This window comes from Thalassospira sp. (genome assembly GCF_002709775.1).
Taxonomy (GTDB): Bacteria; Pseudomonadota; Alphaproteobacteria; order Rhodospirillales; family Thalassospiraceae; genus Thalassospira.
This window is the reverse complement of record NZ_PAQR01000003.1, coordinates 1-16,939: the sequence shown is the minus strand read 5'-3', so window position 1 is coordinate 16,939 and position 16,939 is coordinate 1. Positions and strand designations below refer to the sequence as shown.

Genomic DNA, 16,939 nt, shown 5'->3' with positions numbered 1-16,939 from the left:
CAAAATAAAAGCCCGTTCAGTTTTGAACGGGCTTTTTAATCACAAATAAGTGACCAGTCGTCACTTATTTCGCCAATCAATTTCGAAATTGGTCTTCGGCGACAGGGTCCGAAGCTTGTCTTCGAAATAGGTCTGCATTTCAGCAAGGCTGTCTTCGTCGGCTGCTGACATCGCAACCGTCAGAAACAGCGAGGTCGCGCTCAGCTCGCATGCGCCTTTTTCAAACGCCAGCAGGCCGGCATCGGGCTTACGCAGGGTTGCTTTAACGTCTTCGCTGCGAGCCTGCAGCATAAGACCTTTAAGGTAGCAGGGCGCGCTGCGCAGATAGATGTCCGCGAATGCGAAGCTATCGGCGTCGCTCTGCTGTTTGGACGTATGGGCAGCAGGGGAGGTCTGATCACCCGAAACATCCAATGATTTGACCGCATCGGGCCAAGCGTCGTTCACTTTGACCGCCAGGTTAGACATGTGCATCACCAATCCTTTAAGGGCGCAATATGCGCACGGTATCCCCATACCCCTTGGACACGCATTTCACATTGCTTATAGCGCTGAACAATAATGAATATCGGTCATCTATTGCACGCCACAGGACAACGTCAATGCACTTTGTCCTGACAAAAATGTTAGAAATCGGGCAAGCCGCAAGTCTTCCGGCTGAGATTTTCCTATATTCTCAGCAGAACATCCGCAGAATTACGCAAATTTTGGCAGAAAACCTCTCACTTACAAAGACATGTGTCCGAGATCACATTGGCGTGAAATGACCATGTCTGCCGCTTCCCGCTATGTGCATGGCTGGGTTGCTTAGCCCTGAATGACGCTTTGGCGCTGCGCCCCAAGCCCGTCGATTCCCAATTCCATCACGTCACCAGGCTTGAGAAACACCTGCGGGTTCTGCCCCATGCCAACCCCCGGGGGCGTTCCGGTCGAGATGATATCACCGGGTTGCAGGCTCATGAAACGCGACAGATAACTGATTACGAATGCGACACCATAGGCCATGGTTTTGGTACTGCCGTCCTGATAGCGCTTGCCATTGACATCAAGCCACATGGCAAGGTTTTGCGGATCAGGAACCTCGTCACGGGTCACCAGCCACGGGCCAATCGGGCCAAAGGTATCGGCACTTTTGCCCTTTACCCACTGACCGGAATGCTCAAGCTGAAAGGCCCGCTCGGAAATATCATTGGCCAGGCAATAGCCCGCGACATAATCAAGCGCATCGGCCTCATCGACATATTTGGCCTGCTTGCCAATCACCACACCAAGTTCGACTTCCCAGTCGGTCTTGGTCGAGCCACGCGGGATTTCGATATTGTCATTCGGCCCACACACGGCCGAGGTCGCCTTGAAAAACACGATCGGTTCGGGCGGCAGTTCCATCCCGGCCTCTGCCGCATGGTCGGAATAGTTCAAGCCAATGCAGATGAACTTCCCCGGACGCCCGACACAGGGCCCGATGCGCGGATCACCCGACACCACCGGCAGGCTTTCGGGATCAATTGCGGCAATGCGTGCAAATGTTTCGTCGGAAATCGTCGTCGGATCAATATCTCCAATCACGCCCGACAGATCACGGATGACACCACCCGCATCACAAAGCCCGGGTTTTTCCGCCCCCTTGGGGCCATAACGCAAAAGCTTCATGATCTGATTTCTCCTGATGGCGTGGCGTAATCACTTGCGGCCTTGCGACTGTGCAAATCCCGCAAAAAGAACGACTTATTCCTCATACCATAGTGATGTCACATCCGGCTTACAAAGTGCAAGCCAATTGGAAAATCATGCAGGCTTGTAACCATCATGATTGTTCTGGCCCCGCAATTCGATATCATCACCACAAAGCCCACCACGCCCCAAAGGATATTATAAAGACATGATGCAGACCATTACCGCCAGTGACGGCCACGTTCTTGATTGCTGGTTTGAAGCGCCGGTTGGCAAACGTTTGGGCAGGATCGTGATCCTTCAGGAAATTTTTGGTGTCACCGATCAGCTCAAGGATGTTGCAAAGAAATATGCCGCCCTTGGCTATGAAGTCGCCATCCCGGCCCTGTTTGATCGGATCGAACGCGGATCGGTCGTGGCGTTTGATGATTTTGAACGTGCCCGCAGCCTGATGATGGCATCCGATCTTTCCAACAATCTCAAGGATATTGGTGCCACCATTCAGGCCTTGGCTGCAAATGGTGGCAAGGTCGCGGTGATCGGTTTTTGCTGGGGTGGCGGGCTAGCGCTTCGCTCGGCGCAAAGCCTTGACGTTGCGGCAGGTGTTTCTTTTTACGGCACGCGCATTGACCAATATCTTGATAAACCGCTTTCTGCTCCCTTCCTTGGGCATTTTGGCCTGTCCGATGATCACGTCCCGGTCGAAATGATCGAGGAAGCCAAGGCTGCCCTGCCCGGCATGGAAGTTCATATGTACGAAGCCGGCCACGCCTTTGCCAACGAAGCCCGCCCTTCCTACGTCGCATCGGCCGCCGAAGTGGCCCATGGCCGCACCGTTGAATTCCTTGCCCAACATCTGGCGAGTTAACTCATCCCTGCCCCGGCCTTCACCCTTCAGGACATCAAGCCACCATGCGCATTGCCATCCTCGACGACTATCAGAACCTTGCGCTGCAATCCGCCGACTGGTCGAAGGTCCAGGAATTTGGCGAGATCACAGTGTTCAACGACACCATCGCGGATCGCGAGGCGCTGATTGAGCGACTCAGCCCGTTTGAGGTCCTGTGTGTGATGCGCGAACGCACCCCGCTTCCCGGTGAACTTCTGCGTTCCCTTCCCAACCTGCGCCTGATCGTCACGACCGGCAAACGCAATGACGCCATTGACGTCGCAACCGCAGGCGAACTGGGCATTACGGTCTGCGGCACAGAATCCCCGTCCACCGCAACGCCCGAACTGACCTTTACCCTGATGCTGGCGCTTGCGCGCAACATCGTTGCCGAAAACGCTTCTATGCGGGCGGGCGGTTGGCAAATCGGGATCGGACAGGACCTCGCCGGATCGACTTTGGGCATCATCGGCCTTGGACGTTTGGGCGCAAAAGTCGCCAAAATGGCGCAGGCCTTTGACATGAATGTCTGCGCCTGGAGCGCCAATCTGACACCAGAACGCTGCAAAGAACCCGGCGTAACCTTCATGGCCAGCAAGAAAGACCTCCTGTGCACCTCAGACTTCATCACCATCCATCAACGCCTGTCGGATCGCACCCGAGGACTGATCAGTGAACCGGACTTCAAGGTGATGAAGCCCACGTCCTATCTGATTAACACATCTCGCGGCCCGATCATCGACGACACCGCCCTGATCAGCGCGCTCAATACCGGCGAAATCGCTGGTGCTGCAATCGATGTGTATGACGAAGAACCCCTTCCCGCCGACCACCCCTTACGCCATTGCAAAAACCTGCTGCTCAGCCCGCATCTCGGCTATGTCACCCGCAACACCTGGAAGGTGTTTTATGGACAGACTGTTGAAGCCATTCAGGCCTGGCAAAATGGCAAACCCATCCGGGTGATCGCGCCAACCTGACTGCGCCAAATCCAGTAACGAAAGCATAGGGAAACCGCCGTATTTTTCCCCGAAATCCGCCGACTTATCCTATGCAAATAAGAACCATTACTATACAAATAGTCCTGTCGGTTATTGATGGAATGCGCGCGCATGCTCAAAGAATTCTTTTCCTACTACCTTCCGCACAAACGGTTGTTCCTGCTTGATTTCGGGTGCGCTGTTTTGTCGGGTCTGTTGTCTTTGGGCTTCCCGGTCGCCGTGGCCGGATTTGTCGATACCCTGCTGCCCAAACAGGATTGGATTCTGATCCTGCTGGCCGCCCTTGGTCTGTTGATTGTCTATCTGATCAATACCGGCCTGATGGCGGTTGTCACCTATTGGGGGCATGTTCTGGGCATCACGATTGAAACCGAAATGCGCCGCCGTGCATTCGATCACCTGCAAAAGCTGTCCTTCCGCTTTTACGACAATCAGAAAACCGGTCATCTCGTCGCCCGCGTAACCAAGGATCTCGAAGAAATCGGCGAAGTCGCCCATCACGGGCCAGAGGACCTTTTTGTCGCCATCATGACTTTTGTCGGCGCGCTGATCCTGATGTTTACCGTCCACACTCCGCTGGCCCTGATTGCGATGACGATCGCACCGCTGGTGATGTGGCTGGTTGTGCGGTTTGGTGGCGATATGACGCGCAACTGGCAAAACCAGTTCGGACGCGTGCGTGCCTTCAACGCCCGGATCGAGGAAAATGTCGGCGGCGTGCGTGTGGTGCGTGCCTTTGCCAACGAAGACCACGAACGCGCCCTGTTTCAGCGCGATAACGAGCAATATCGCAGTGTCAAATTGCAGGCCTATGCCATCATGGCTATCAGCCTTGCGATCAACTATCTCGGCATGCGCATCGTTCAGGTCGTCATCCTGATCGCCGGCACCTTGCGCGATAACATCGCCTATGGCCGCCTTGACGCCAGCGAGGATGAAATCCTTGCAGCCGCCAAAAGTGCCCGCCTCGATGATCTGATCGCAAGCCTGCCAGCAGGCCTTGATACGGTGATTGGCGAACGTGGTGTAAAACTGTCGGGCGGGCAAAAGCAACGGGTTGCCATCGCACGTATTTTCCTGAAAAACCCGCCGATCCTGATTTTGGACGAAGCCACATCAGCGCTCGACACCGAAACCGAACAGGCCATTCAGCAATCGCTCGATGACCTCGCCAAGGGCCGCACCACGCTTGTGATTGCACACCGCCTGGCCACCATCCGCAATGCCGATCGCATCGTCGTCATCACCCAGGATGGCATTGCCGAACAAGGCAGTCATGATGCCCTGCTGGCCCGCGATGGCGCCTATCGCCGCCTGCATGAAGCACAGGCACTCAGAACCGGCTGATCGCCAGTGCCAGTGCAATCTTCAGGCAGGCTCAACATCCCGCAGCGGGCGGATAACATGCACAATCGGTCGTCCGTCTTCATCGGACGTAACGCGGGTTTCAACCCGATAAACCCGTGCCAGATTGGCAGGGGTCAAAACCTCTGACGGCGTTCCCGATGCAATGATCTTGCCCCGATGCAAAAGCACAATCCGGTCGCAATAGCGTGCTGCCAGATCAAGGTCATGCAAGGCGGCAATCACAACCCCGCCCCGCTCTGCCAGACGTTCGCGTACGAGATCAAGCACCACCATCCGCCAGTGCAGATCAAGGGCAGATGTCGGCTCATCAAGCAACAACACATCGGGATCGCGCATCAGTGCCAGCGCCAAACCAACCAACTGGCGCTTACCCCCCGACAGGGTATGAAGCGGTGACAGCGCAACTTCGGCCAATCCCAACCGCTTGAAGATATCCTCGATCTGGTCACCAAGTTCCTTATCGGAAAAATCAAGATCAAGCGCACGCGCCGTACTCCACATCAACTCAGTCGGCAGAAGGGCCGATGGATTGGGCGGCGTTTGCGGCATGGCGGCCAGCCGGTGATGCCAACCGTCATGGCCCATATCCGCGCGCGTTTCCCCATCAATTGCAATCTGGCCCTCGGTTGGCTTTTCACCAGACAGGCAGCGCATCAATGTCGACTTGCCCGATGCATTGGGACCCAGAAGCCCCAGAACCTGATTATCGCTGAGATCGGGCAGATCAACCCGATCAAGCACATGACTGCGTCCGTAAAATGCCGAGATATCTTTTGCCGTAAACAGTGTCATGCCATGCGCCTCCGCCCCGAAAGCAATCCAAGAAAGACCGGCACACCAACAACAGCGGTCAAAATACCAACCGGAATGATCACACCTGGAATCAACGCCTTAGACAGGAACGACGCGCAGGACAGGATCAACGCCCCGCACAGGGCCGATCCGGGCACCAGCATCCGGTGATCTTCACCCAGCATCAGTCGCGCAATATGCGGCCCGACCAATCCGATAAAGCCGATCGCCCCGACAAAACACACCGCAAAGGCAGCAAGAAGCGACACTCGTAAAATCACCCAAAGCCGCAATCGGGCAACATTAATCCCCATGCTGCGTGCATGTGCTTCCCCACCACGCAAAAGCGTCATCACCCAGACATGACGCAGCGAAAACGGCAACACGCACAGAAAACAGGCACTGACCATCGCAACCTCTGGCCAGCCCGCACGGGTCAGGTTGCCAATCGTCCAGAAGACAATCTGCTGTACGGCCTCGGCACTGGCGATATATTGCAGGCCCGCCGTCAGGGCATTGCACAAAAACACAAGTGCAATACCAAACAGCACCACAGTTTCACGTGCCCCGTTGCTCCATCGCACAATCGCCAGAATCAGCACCCCCGATCCCAACGCAAACAGCAACGCCATCACCGGCAACACGGCTGCCTCGGCAAAAAACGGCACAACCGGCACCACGACAATCGCCAGACTGGCCCCCAGAACTGCGGCCGATGACACGCCAAGTGTAAACGGACTGGCCAGTGGGTTATCAAGGATGGTCTGGGTTTCAATCCCGGCAAGACCAAGCGCCGCGCCAACCGCCAATGCGATCAGGGCATCCGGCAGGCGCACATCCCACAAAATGATGCGATGGCGCAGATCAAGCTGGTCCGGGTCGATCAGCCCCGAAATAATATCGGAAAACGCAAGCCCGGCCGGCCCGGCCCAAAGATCAAGCCCCAGCATCACCACAACCCCGACCGCCAACAGCGACACCATCCCAAGACGCCGCTTGTGAATGCTGCCAAACCGTTGATACAGCGTCACCCCGATCTCTGTCATTGGACAGCCCCGACAGTCGCGCTAAAGGTCCCGTTCAATTCAAACGGCAACCAGCGCTCATAAATCTCGGCCAGCGTGTCCATCGGATCAATGTCGTTGAAAAGGTCTGGATGGGTCCATTTGGCAAATGCCTCAAGCGCGACAATGTTAAATGGCGAGTTGTAGAAATTATGCCAGATACTGTGCGCACGCCCCGTGCGCACCGCATCCAGCGCGGCAAATTCCGGCGCGGACAAATAACGCGTCAAACTTTGCGACGCTGTTTCGGGCGTCATGCCTGCACCAAGCGCGACTGGGTCGGCACCATCGCTAAATTCCGCGAAGGTGCCTGACGCCGTCCCGATCCAGACATCTGGATTTTCCATGAGAAGGAATTCGGCAGTGTGCTGTGCCGTCGGTCCGGGCGCCACCGCATCAGCGATATTGGTGCCCCCGGCAACTTCGACAAACGGCCCCAGCATGCCATCCGCCATGCCCCAGCAACATTCAAACCGGCCGGGGTGCGGTTGCAGGAAAACAGTTGGTCGCTCTTTGGTCTGGCTGACGCGCGTCACAACGCGATCAAATCGTTCTTGATAAAACGCCGCATATTCCTCTGCCCGCTTCTCCGCACCGAGAAGCCGCCCTAACATCCGTATCGATGGCAAGGTGTTATGAAGCGGGTCGGACCGGAAATCGATAAAGACGATCTTCGTGCCTGCCGCAGTCAGTTGATCAATCAGTTCGGCATTCTTTGCCCCCGGCCCATGATCATTCAGCCCGAAAATCGCCAATTCGGGTGCGAGATCAATGATCTTTTCGACTGACACACTGTCCTTGTTGCGCCCGCCAAACAGGGGAATATCACTTGCCTCGGGAAAGCGTTCAAACAGCTGCGTCTCGATATCAGGATGGGTCCAGCTAAGTGGCGTCATGGTACCGACAACACCGCCGACCGGATCATCTGGCCGCAACAACGCCAGCAAGGGAAGATAGCGCGCTTCACTAACCACCATACGCTTGACCGGCAATTCAACCGTTACATTGCGCCCGGCAATGTCAGTCACGGTAACCGTACTTGCGCTGGCGACCGGCATTGTCAGAAACAGTGCAAACAAGATCAGAAAAGATGTCGGAAAGGCTTTCATCATGGACCCCAAAATCACGAAATCCGGGGCAGCGATTGCTGCCCCGGCGAAACGTCATTGAACTGCGAGCAACTCAGAAAGTTGCTTTGGCCTGCAGCAAGAACGAACGACCCGGCTCATAGAGTGGCTCCACCGTAGTGAAGTCCTGACCGTAGGTTGCGCGACTTGCATAGTTCTCATCGAACAGATTGTTCACTTCAGCGCGCAAGGTCAGGAATTCCGCCCCGGATGGCTGATATTCCGCGTAAAGGCCGACCACCTCATATGCCTCAAGCGCCAATCCTCCGGCATCCTGCGTATCGGTATTCTTAAGCGCGGCCTCGCCGGTACCGCCCACACGCACATTCAACTCCTCGAACGTATGTCCAACTTCGAGCGCGAAAATACGGCCAAGCGGCGCACCGAGATATTGCGTGGCATAGGAACTTGCCGCACTGCCATTCACGGTGATTTCAGTATCGGTGTAGTTCAGGCGCGCAAAGCCCGCACCCCAGTTATAACCAAGACCAAAGCCATATCCGCGTGTTTCAAAATCGCTATAAAGTGACGGACCACCGTTATAGGTCGGGTTGCGAACGTTATCGAAGACACCCCGGAACAGATCACCGCTAAAGGTGAAGCCCTCGTAATGCGCCTCAAAGCCGGTCGTGTAGTTCTCTGCACGCACGGCTTTGACACCATTGCTGTAATCCCACGACGTGTTGTGCAAGAAGCTCTCGGCCAGTGAAATCCCGCCCCAGACATTGGAGTAGCCTGCCTTCAGTGTCAGGAAATCAGTTGCGTCAAACGCCACCGAAGCATTACCGCTGACACCATCAAGGTCGATCTCTGTTCCGTCGATGCCCTCAAACGCCTGGCGGTCGCCGCGCAGACCAAATGAAACGCGCAACGGATCAAGCGGCTGCAAACGCGCCTGACCATAAGCCCCGACATTGGTCGCAACCTCGTCGGTCGAATATGTCGGCGCATGGTATTTCGAACGGTCATGATAGAAATCGACACCGGCGGTGATTTTATCAACATCTGTGATGTTGAAGTCGTTCTCGACCTTGCCGGAATAACTGGCTGACAGGCCTTCGCTGTTGTCGGGGCTTGGAACACTCAGATCCGACTCAGAATAGGCCATCACAACCTTCGGATCCCAGATGCCATCCGCCGTCGGAGTGTTATAGTTAAACACGAACTTCCGCCGTGCCAGATCATAAACACGCTCTGCCGGGTCATTCCGGTTGGTCAGGTTGCTCATATTGGCACGATACGGACGGCGCGCACGATCACGGACCTGTTCGGCAGAAACTTCAAAACGATGGTAATCGTTGGCTTCATAGGCGCCTTTCACCAGACCCGAACGCAGGTCCGAACCGGTGCCCGGCATTTGCTCGCCATCGCCGGATTCAAAGTCATCACCCTTAGCCCATTTAAAGTATCCCAGAAGCTCGGCTTCGCCAGCACGACCATAACTTGAAAGGTCGTTGGTAAAACGGCCACCATTGGTATCAAAGCTGGCAACGGCAAATCCACCCAGTGAACGATCCGGCGCCAGAAGATCACCCACATCGACGGTCTCGTAAACGATGGAACCGCCAAGTGCTGCCGGCCCGGCATCCGCAGGGGCAACACCCGGATCAACACGGGCCGCTTTCAGCAAGGCCGGATCGATCAGGTTAGTGCCGTTATGGTGGAAAACCTTGTTGTTCTGGCGCGCACCATCAATGGAAACAGCCAGATTGGTTTCTTCGACACCATTGACATAGACCTTTTGGCTGAGCGGCACCGACCCGCCAACGGAAACACCAGACTCACCGGCGAAAACCTGATCAACATCCTGCGGGTTGCGACGTTCCAAATCCTGACGGGTGATATAAACCGAATTTGCCCGATCAGCTGCACCGGCGTGATCATCGGCAAAGGCATTGGCCTCGACCATCACCGGCGCAAGGACATTGTCATCTGCCGACCCCTGCGTGGTGCCCGTAATGGTGATTGCACCGTTTGCTGAGACCCGGAATGTCAAACCCGTCCCTACCAAAAGGCGCTGCAACGCGTCCCCGGTCTGGTACTCACCCGATACGCCGGATGTTTCAACACCACGGACCAGTTCGCCATCGGCGGAAACTTGCACGCCGGCCTGCTGGCCAAACAGTGCCAGCGCATCGGCGAGCATTTGCGGCGCGATGTCAAAGCTGTGCGTTTCACTTGCTTGCGCAAGTTCCCGGCTTGAATCCGTCGCCGACATATTTGTCGGCAGTTCTTCGCTTGCACCCGCTTGCGAACCGATCACCGGCAGCACCAGAACCGACAGTGCAGTCGTTACCACAAGGCGATGACGCCATTTCCCCGCGACGACCGACAACTGATCCCCCATCATTCCATCTTCTCCGCTTCATTAAGCCTGTTTGGATCGGGTAAATTGCAAATGATACTTAAATTCACCCCATAACCAAGCAACGAAGCGGCGCGTGCCGATTTTCAAATTAATTTCGATTTTCTTGGATTTTTTGTCGTAACGTTTTGAAAACGCCTCAAATTACTTTGGCGAAATCAACACCATCCATGGGGATACCTGCTGGATTTCCGCCCCTTGCGCGTCGGCCATTGCCTGAAGCGCTGCCAGCGGATCGGTCAGGTCATAGAAACCGGTCAAAGACGTTTCCGCCAACCGGTCATCGGTCACAACCACCCACCCACTATGGTAGCGATCGACAGTTTCCACCATGTCGGCAAAGGCCTGATCCTTGGCAATCAGCTGCCCATTGCGCCAGGAGGCAACCAGTGCTGGCGACATTTTGCGCGTAACGGTTTGCCCATCTGCCATGACATGCACCGCGTCCCCTGCACGCAAGTCACGCGGCGTTGCCACACCCGAACCATCAACGCGGACATGACCGTGCTCAACCGCAACATCAACACCGGCAGCATCGCTGCGCACGTTAAAGGCCGTGCCGAGAACCGTTGTTCGGGTTTCTTTTGCAGCAACAACAAACGGGCGATTTGAATCCGGTTTGACATCAAAAAACGCCTCCCCGTTCAGCAACGTGATGTGACGCCCCGCATCAAAATCGATGGCAACCGAACTTTCCGGCCCAAGATGCACAACCGACCCGTCAGGGAGATCAATCACCCGCATCTCGGCCGTGCCTGTAATGTAATCGGCTTCAAACCGATCCATCAGGCCGGGCAACACCACCAGCAAGGCCAGCGCCATAAAGGCTGCAACAGCACCGCTGGCAAATCCGGCCTTCCTCCAGGAATGGCCTCCACGTGACTTTGCCGACACTGTTCCGCCCGGTGTATTGGCGCGTGGCGCCTGCGCAAGTCGTCCAGCCGGGGAAATGCGATCCTGCTGCGGGGTATTTTCCCGCACACGATGCGCCCATTCCGCACCATGGACCGGCACGGTCATATCAAGCATTTGCCAGACCTGAAGGGTTTCTTCCCAATCCGCCCGGTTATCGGCAGACGACATCAGCCACGCGTCATGCGCTTGGCGAAGCGTTGCGTTATCGGGTTCATCGGCAAGGCGGGTAATCCATTCGCTTGCCGTGGCGGGGGCTGTCATATTGCTCATGGCCGTACATTTCTCCAAACGGCATCAGAACAGAATGCAGCAGTTTGGCGGTTTTTTCGGCTTGTCGTTCTGTTCTGGCACATTTGCGTATCTCTCCTACCGAATAAACGAACGGGCGTCGGTGGATTTTCAAATTTTCCACTGACTTTTTTCGCTTATCCCCCTTTCGCCAGAATTTGTTTGCAGTGCTCGATGGCGTCGGTCACCAGGCCGTGCGCGGTACCAACCGACACATCAAGACGCTTGGCGATCTCGGCATATTTGCATCCACCGAAACGATGCATCTCAAGTGCGATGCGCGATTTCTCGGGCAATTGGGACAAGGCCTTTTCAAGCAACCGGACCTGCCCGCGCGCGATCGCCTTTTCTTCGGGATCGGGCCCCTCGGCGGCAACCATATCCGCCGTGCCATTGGCATCGCCCTGTATAAAAGTGTTCTCGCGCCCGATCCGGCGCCTACCATCAATGGCCAGGTTGCGCACGATCCGGAAAATATAGCCAACCGGTTCATCAAGCTTGTCATCGAGCTTGACCTGCTGGGCGCGCTCAAGGCGGAAATAGGCATCCTGCACGACATCTTCAGCAAGCGCCGTGTCGCCGACAATTGCGCGCGCATAGCTCACGAGCTCTGCCCGATGAGCAATCAGCAAGGTCAACAGTTCCCTATCGCGCAAGGTCGCAACCATTCCCAAAACCTGTCCGCCTCACAATCAAAAGCGATTGCGAATTGTTTGCATTTACTTGGAATTGATCGAGCTGTCAAACTGCACGCGACATTGCGCGTATTTTCCCTAAAGAGTCAAATTCTCCACCAAGCATGCGGCGACCACCAACCGCGATCGCGCAAAAGATCACGGCTTGACACCAAAAAGTTGTGTAGATTTGCGTTGCCGTTTTGGCTGAATTCAGCGAAAACTTGGGAAACAACAAAAACCAATAACGCCAAAATCAGGGAACGCTCGTGACCGGATTTCATTGGTCCCGAAACCAACGACTGAGCCTTGTGGGCCGATATACATTGTTATCGGTCGGTGTTGTCGTGTGTGCGCTTCTCGCACTCAGTTTCTTTTATCAGCGCTTTTCCAATGAACTGATTGACCGTCTGACGGGCGAACGCCTGAGCGCGCAGGTTGCCGCCACATCAAACAAGCTTTCGGCCTTTCTGGATGCCCGCATCTATCAGCTCGTTACCCTGTCAAACCACCCGGCCCTGCCAGCCTTTATTGAAAGTCCCAATTCCCCGCAGGCGGAAGAGGCCCTGACCCTGCTTCGGGTCGAAGCGGACTCACCCGATCTGTATGGTGTGCTGTTTTTCGACTGGTACGACAATCTTGATCGACTGGTCGCCGGGCAAGCTGCATCTGGCCCGCCCTACTGGTCGAAAAGCGGGTGGGACATTTCCGGTCTACCGCGGGTCGAGCATGAGGGCATCGAATTCATCGGTCCCAAACTGCCTGAAAACGGTAATTCCGGCTGGATATTGATGCGGGCGCATATCCGCGACACTGGTCTGGGACAAAACACGTCTGTGGCCCTGCATGTTCGGCTGGCATCACTGACCGAACTTCTGGCCAGTGCCGGGGTGTCGGGCGTGATTGATCCGCTTTTGCGCGCCCCGGGCGGAAATGTTCTGGATGCCACCGGTCGCCCGACCGAAGTCAATGGCGAGCTGATCGAAGGCCCCAGTATCCTTCCGGGCTGGAACCTTGTCATGAGTGTCCGTCCGGGCACTATCCTGCAGCCGATTGATGAAACCCGTTTCTGGTTGGCAGTTACCGCCGCCGTTATCATTGTCGTCATTCTCGCGATCTTTTTTGCCCTGTCGCGCAGCCTGCGCCGACGGGTAGATACCCTTGTTCAGGGCGCCAACAGCATTGCGTCCGGTGATCTGTATTACCGCCTGCCCGAAGGCCGACGCCGCGATGAAATCAGTACAGTCGCCAAGGCCTTCAACACCATGGCATGGCAGCTTAAAGACCTGATTGACCGCACGGTGCGCGCCGAAAAGCTTGCCGTTCTGGGCCAGTTTGCCACTGGCGTTGCACACGAAGTTCGCAATCCGCTGGCCACCATGAAAACAACTGTTCAGGCCCTTGTGCGCAAGGAACCCGATGGGGAGCGCAAGACACTTTTGGATGATATGGGTCATCAGATTGATCGGCTGTCGCGCGTGGTCAATGATCTTCTGGCCTATGGCCGCCCGGGGGAAGCTTGCCCACAGGAAACTGAAATCCGCGATCTGTTTCGTCAGTCATCGCGCGTTCTGACCCCGGTCGCCGAAGAGGCGCAGGTTCGGTTTTACACCACTGGAGATTCGCGCCTGACGATCTTTGTCGATCCGGATCAGGTCCTGCAAATCCTGCTGAATATCGGGATCAACGCCATTCAGGCCTGCCAGCCCGGCGGCACCGTCAGCCTGCGCGCAGAACGCCATAATGGTCAGGTCGCAATCCGCGTCACCGATGATGGTGCCGGCATCCCCAAAGAGCATTTGCTTGACGTCGTGCAGCCATTTTTTACCATGAAAAGCAAAGGAACCGGACTTGGCCTGACAATCAGCCAACAACTGGTCGAGTCAAATAACGGTACCATCAATATTGAAAGTGCCCCGCAAGAGGGCACAACAATCACATTGAAGTTCCCAGCAACGAAATCGGGAACTTCAAAGGAGGAAACATCGAAAAATGCCCCGCAAGATCAGGATTCTGATCGTCGATGATGAGGAATCATTCGTCCGATCACTAAGCTTTGCGCTTCGCACCGAAGGCATGGACGTTACCGGCATCCATTCCGGCGAAGATGCATTTTTGCAGGTCCGTAAAAACAAGTTCGATATCATCCTGCTTGATCTGCGCCTGCCTGGTGCGGATGGCATGGAGGTGCTTGATAGCATCCGCAAGCTTGATATCGACGTGCCCGTGATCATGATTTCGGCCCATGGTGACACGCGTGCGGCCGTCAAGGCCGTCAAACTCGGTGCCGCCGATTACCTTAGCAAGCCGTTCGAACTTGATGAGCTGATCCACACGATCAACACCACCCTTGATCAGAACCGTACCGCCCTTGAGCTTGATTACCACCGCAAGCGCAACCTGCCGACCAATGGTCTGATTGGTGAATGCGCGCCGATGCGTGAATTGCGCACAACGATTGACCGCGTCGCACAAAGCAGTGCCAGCCGCATCCTGCTGCAAGGGGAATCCGGCACCGGCAAGGCGCTGGTCGCGCGCGCGATTCACGGCGAAAGCCCGCGCGCCTCAAACGCCTTTATCGAGGTCAACTGTGCTGCCCTGCCCGAACAGCTGATTGAAAGCGAGCTGTTTGGAGCTGAAAAGGGTTCCTACACCGGTGCGCATCAGAAACGCACCGGCCTTGTCCGTCTGGCCGATGGCGGCAGTCTATTCCTTGACGAGATCGGCGAGCTGCCACTGGCCCTGCAGGCGAAGTTTCTGCACTTCCTTGAAAACGGTGATTACCGCCCGGTCGGGAGCGAGCATTCCGCATCGGCCGATGTGCGTGTGATTGCCGCAACCAACCGCGATCTTTCCGAGGAAGTCCGTCTGGGCAATTTCCGCGAAGACCTGTTTTATCGCCTCAACGTCATCACGATTGATATTCCGGCACTGCGCCACCGGGGTGAGGATATCATCAAACTGGTCGATCATTTCGCCGACCATCAGGCCAAGGCCGAAGGTTGCCATCCGATCCAGTTCGATGATGCGGCCCTTGATCTGCTGCGCCATCATCGCTGGCGCGGCAATGTGCGCGAGCTTAAGAACCTGATTGAACGGCTGACCATTCTTTATCCGTCCAAACAGATTTCGCCGGATCTGCTTCCGGCCGAGTTTCATATCACGGATGATGTATCCGACGATCTGCATGGCGGGGTCCCTGATGGCAGCCCGCAATTGCAGGATCGCATGGAAAGCACCGAGCGCCATCTGGTGCAGGATGCCCTTGACCAGGCCGATGGCCACAAAGGCCGCGCAGCCGAAATCCTTGGCATTTCCCGCCATGCCCTGAAACGCCGCCTGCAAAGGCTGGGCCTGCAATAACTTACCCTGACACAACACATTTCTTCGGCACCCTTGAGCGGAAACCGCTCAAGGGTGTTTTGCTATTTGAGCGCTAAGCGCTCAACCCTGCGCTCAAAACCGCTCCAGGTTTTTTGGCTAAAACGGTCAATCGCGCGGCTTTCCTGACTTTGCGCCGAAATTTCGCAACTGGCACAGCCTTTGCGGAATAGCGAGACAAAGGTACAAACGCGGATGGAACAACCATTCGCAGGGAGGAAAGTCATGGAGATGCTCAAACACCCGGTTTCCGGGTGCATCACCATTATTGTAGCCACGTTCGCACTGTTTGCGGCCAATACCGCACAGGCAGAACGTTTTGAGCTGGGCGCATCTGCACAGAACGCAGATGCTGTCATCGGCTGTTTGTACCCGATGACCGGACGATCGGCCACCTATGGCCGCGACAGTATTTCCGGCATCAAGATCGCCCTTCAGGACCTCGAAGCCGAAGCCAGATCAGGCCTGGATGTGCCCAATCTTCGCGTCATCGCCGATGATCCGCGGTCAAAGGCATCCTACGCGGTCCGTCTGGCACAGGATTTCATCACCAATGACAATGCCAAATTCTTCTGCGGCATCGTGTCATCGGGTGTCGCCCACGCGGTAAGCGATCTGGCCCGAACCGAAAAGATCATCATGGTCGGCACCGATCATGCGTCTTCACGGCTCAGCATCGAGGCAGGTCACGATTATTATTTCCGCGTCACCAATGACAGCTGGACGTCCATGGCCGCCGGCGCACGCTATTTGCGTGATCTGCAAAAGGAAACCGGCTGGAAGCGCCTGGCCTTTGTCGGACCGGATTACGATTACGGCCATGTTTCCTGGACGGACCTGCAACTCGCCCTTGATGAGCTGGGTGTCGAATATGAAACCGTCGGCGATCTATGGCCCAAACTCTATGAGCCGGATTACTCGGTCTATATCAACGCCCTGCAATCGGCCAAGGCGGATGTGGTTGTCACAGCGCTTTGGGGCGGGGATTTCATCGCCTTTATCAAACAGGCGGCATCAACACGCTTCTTTGAAACCACCCGTCTGGCCAATTTCGATACCGGTGCCAATTACGATGTGATGATGGCGCTTGGTGATCAACCCTATCCGGGTTTGATCCTTTCGGCACGTCATCACAACAACTGGCCTGAAACCGGGCGTAACAAGCGGTTTGTCAAACAGTTCCATGACATGACCGGGCGCTATCCGACCTATGCGGCCGAAGGCGCCTATACCGGGATCATCGCCATTGCACGCGCCATTGAAAAGGCCGGCGGCGTGAATGATGACCGCGCGCTGATTACCGCCCTCGAAGGATTGCAACTGGCCCTGCCCGAAGATCCGCCGGGCTTTGCATCCTACATCGATCCCGAAACTCACCAGATTGTCCAGGCGCAAGCCGTGGGC

At 55.9% G+C, this 16,939-nt stretch carries 14 protein-coding genes; 6 read left to right on the top strand and 8 right to left on the bottom strand.

Going from position 1 to position 16,939, the window contains the following annotated elements; genetic code table 11:
- Nucleotides 1-60 precede the first annotated feature (60 nt).
- The gene (locus tag CMO10_RS01190) at nucleotides 61-474 is read right to left on the bottom strand and encodes a DUF2218 domain-containing protein (RefSeq protein ID WP_297018517.1); all 414 of its coding nucleotides are present in this window, start codon (nucleotides 472-474) and stop codon (nucleotides 61-63) included.
- A 333-nt stretch (nucleotides 475-807) separates the two neighbouring features.
- Entirely contained in the window at nucleotides 808-1,650 is an 843-nt protein-coding gene (locus tag CMO10_RS01185) for a fumarylacetoacetate hydrolase family protein (RefSeq protein ID WP_297018516.1), read from the bottom strand.
- Nucleotides 1,651-1,879: 229 nt separating this feature from the next.
- On the opposite strand from CMO10_RS01185, the gene CMO10_RS01180 reads away from it, so the two are divergent.
- The 3 genes from CMO10_RS01180 to CMO10_RS01170 all read left to right on the top strand — a co-directional run bounded on the left by CMO10_RS01180 (nucleotide 1,880) and on the right by CMO10_RS01170 (nucleotide 4,908).
- Nucleotides 1,880-2,539 carry a dienelactone hydrolase family protein gene (locus tag CMO10_RS01180; protein WP_297018515.1) on the top strand — a complete coding sequence of 220 codons (660 nt, stop codon included), beginning with the start codon at nucleotides 1,880-1,882 and terminating at the stop codon, nucleotides 2,537-2,539.
- 44 nt (nucleotides 2,540-2,583) lie between these two features.
- A complete protein-coding gene (locus CMO10_RS01175) occupies nucleotides 2,584-3,540 on the top strand; it encodes a D-2-hydroxyacid dehydrogenase family protein (RefSeq protein ID WP_297018514.1) in 957 nt (318 codons plus the stop codon).
- A gap of 132 nt (nucleotides 3,541-3,672) precedes the next feature.
- Nucleotides 3,673-4,908, top strand: coding sequence for an ABC transporter ATP-binding protein (locus CMO10_RS01170; RefSeq protein WP_297018513.1), 1,236 nt, complete (start codon nucleotides 3,673-3,675; stop codon nucleotides 4,906-4,908).
- A 21-nt stretch (nucleotides 4,909-4,929) separates the two neighbouring features.
- On the opposite strand, the gene CMO10_RS01165 is transcribed toward CMO10_RS01170, so the two are convergent.
- The 6 genes from CMO10_RS01165 to CMO10_RS01140 all read right to left on the bottom strand — a co-directional run bounded on the left by CMO10_RS01165 (nucleotide 4,930) and on the right by CMO10_RS01140 (nucleotide 12,148).
- Nucleotides 4,930-5,721, bottom strand: a complete 792-nt coding sequence (locus tag CMO10_RS01165) for an ABC transporter ATP-binding protein (RefSeq protein ID WP_297018512.1) — start codon at nucleotides 5,719-5,721, stop codon at nucleotides 4,930-4,932.
- Nucleotides 5,718-6,767, bottom strand: a complete 1,050-nt coding sequence (locus CMO10_RS01160) for a FecCD family ABC transporter permease (protein WP_297018511.1) — start codon at nucleotides 6,765-6,767, stop codon at nucleotides 5,718-5,720. The genes CMO10_RS01165 and CMO10_RS01160 overlap by 4 nt, the downstream gene beginning before the upstream one ends.
- A complete protein-coding gene (locus CMO10_RS01155; protein ID WP_297018510.1) occupies nucleotides 6,764-7,897 on the bottom strand; it encodes an ABC transporter substrate-binding protein in 1,134 nt (377 codons plus the stop codon). The genes CMO10_RS01160 and CMO10_RS01155 overlap by 4 nt, the downstream gene beginning before the upstream one ends.
- 70 nt (nucleotides 7,898-7,967) lie before the next feature.
- Nucleotides 7,968-10,262: a TonB-dependent receptor gene (locus CMO10_RS01150; protein ID WP_297018509.1), complete on the bottom strand. Its 2,295-nt coding sequence runs from the start codon at nucleotides 10,260-10,262 to the stop codon at nucleotides 7,968-7,970.
- A 159-nt stretch (nucleotides 10,263-10,421) separates the two neighbouring features.
- A complete protein-coding gene (locus tag CMO10_RS01145) occupies nucleotides 10,422-11,462 on the bottom strand; it encodes a FecR family protein (RefSeq protein WP_297018508.1) in 1,041 nt (346 codons plus the stop codon).
- Between the two features lie 155 nt (nucleotides 11,463-11,617).
- Complete coding sequence (locus tag CMO10_RS01140) at nucleotides 11,618-12,148, bottom strand: sigma-70 family RNA polymerase sigma factor (RefSeq protein ID WP_297018507.1); 531 nt, start codon at nucleotides 12,146-12,148, stop codon at nucleotides 11,618-11,620.
- A gap of 275 nt (nucleotides 12,149-12,423) precedes the next feature.
- On the opposite strand from CMO10_RS01140, the gene CMO10_RS01135 reads away from it, so the two are divergent.
- From CMO10_RS01135 to CMO10_RS01125, 3 genes are all read left to right on the top strand, one after another.
- Nucleotides 12,424-14,181: a sensor histidine kinase gene (locus CMO10_RS01135; protein ID WP_297018506.1), complete on the top strand. Its 1,758-nt coding sequence runs from the start codon at nucleotides 12,424-12,426 to the stop codon at nucleotides 14,179-14,181.
- Entirely contained in the window at nucleotides 14,147-15,517 is a 1,371-nt protein-coding gene (locus CMO10_RS01130) for a sigma-54-dependent transcriptional regulator (protein ID WP_297018505.1), read from the top strand. Before CMO10_RS01135 ends, CMO10_RS01130 begins: the two co-directional genes overlap by 35 nt.
- A 243-nt stretch (nucleotides 15,518-15,760) precedes the next feature.
- Nucleotides 15,761-16,939, top strand: a 1,179-nt coding sequence (locus CMO10_RS01125) for an ABC transporter substrate-binding protein (protein WP_297018504.1), incomplete at its 3' end; no start/stop codon positions are given.

Coding starts and splice junctions, on each gene's coding strand:
- CMO10_RS01145 (WP_297018508.1), bottom strand. CDS start 11,462: ATGAGCAATATGACAGCCCCCGCCACGGCAAGCGAATGGATTACCCGC.
- CMO10_RS01150 (WP_297018509.1), bottom strand. CDS start 10,262: ATGATGGGGGATCAGTTGTCGGTCGTCGCGGGGAAATGGCGTCATCGC.
- CMO10_RS01160 (WP_297018511.1), bottom strand. CDS start 6,767: ATGACAGAGATCGGGGTGACGCTGTATCAACGGTTTGGCAGCATTCAC.
- CMO10_RS01155 (WP_297018510.1), bottom strand. CDS start 7,897: ATGATGAAAGCCTTTCCGACATCTTTTCTGATCTTGTTTGCACTGTTT.
- CMO10_RS01170 (WP_297018513.1), top strand. CDS start 3,673: ATGCTCAAAGAATTCTTTTCCTACTACCTTCCGCACAAACGGTTGTTC.
- CMO10_RS01185 (WP_297018516.1), bottom strand. CDS start 1,650: ATGAAGCTTTTGCGTTATGGCCCCAAGGGGGCGGAAAAACCCGGGCTT.
- CMO10_RS01140 (WP_297018507.1), bottom strand. CDS start 12,148: ATGGTTGCGACCTTGCGCGATAGGGAACTGTTGACCTTGCTGATTGCT.
- CMO10_RS01190 (WP_297018517.1), bottom strand. CDS start 474: ATGCACATGTCTAACCTGGCGGTCAAAGTGAACGACGCTTGGCCCGAT.
- CMO10_RS01130 (WP_297018505.1), top strand. CDS start 14,147: ATGCCCCGCAAGATCAGGATTCTGATCGTCGATGATGAGGAATCATTC.
- CMO10_RS01175 (WP_297018514.1), top strand. CDS start 2,584: ATGCGCATTGCCATCCTCGACGACTATCAGAACCTTGCGCTGCAATCC.
- CMO10_RS01180 (WP_297018515.1), top strand. CDS start 1,880: ATGATGCAGACCATTACCGCCAGTGACGGCCACGTTCTTGATTGCTGG.
- CMO10_RS01165 (WP_297018512.1), bottom strand. CDS start 5,721: ATGACACTGTTTACGGCAAAAGATATCTCGGCATTTTACGGACGCAGT.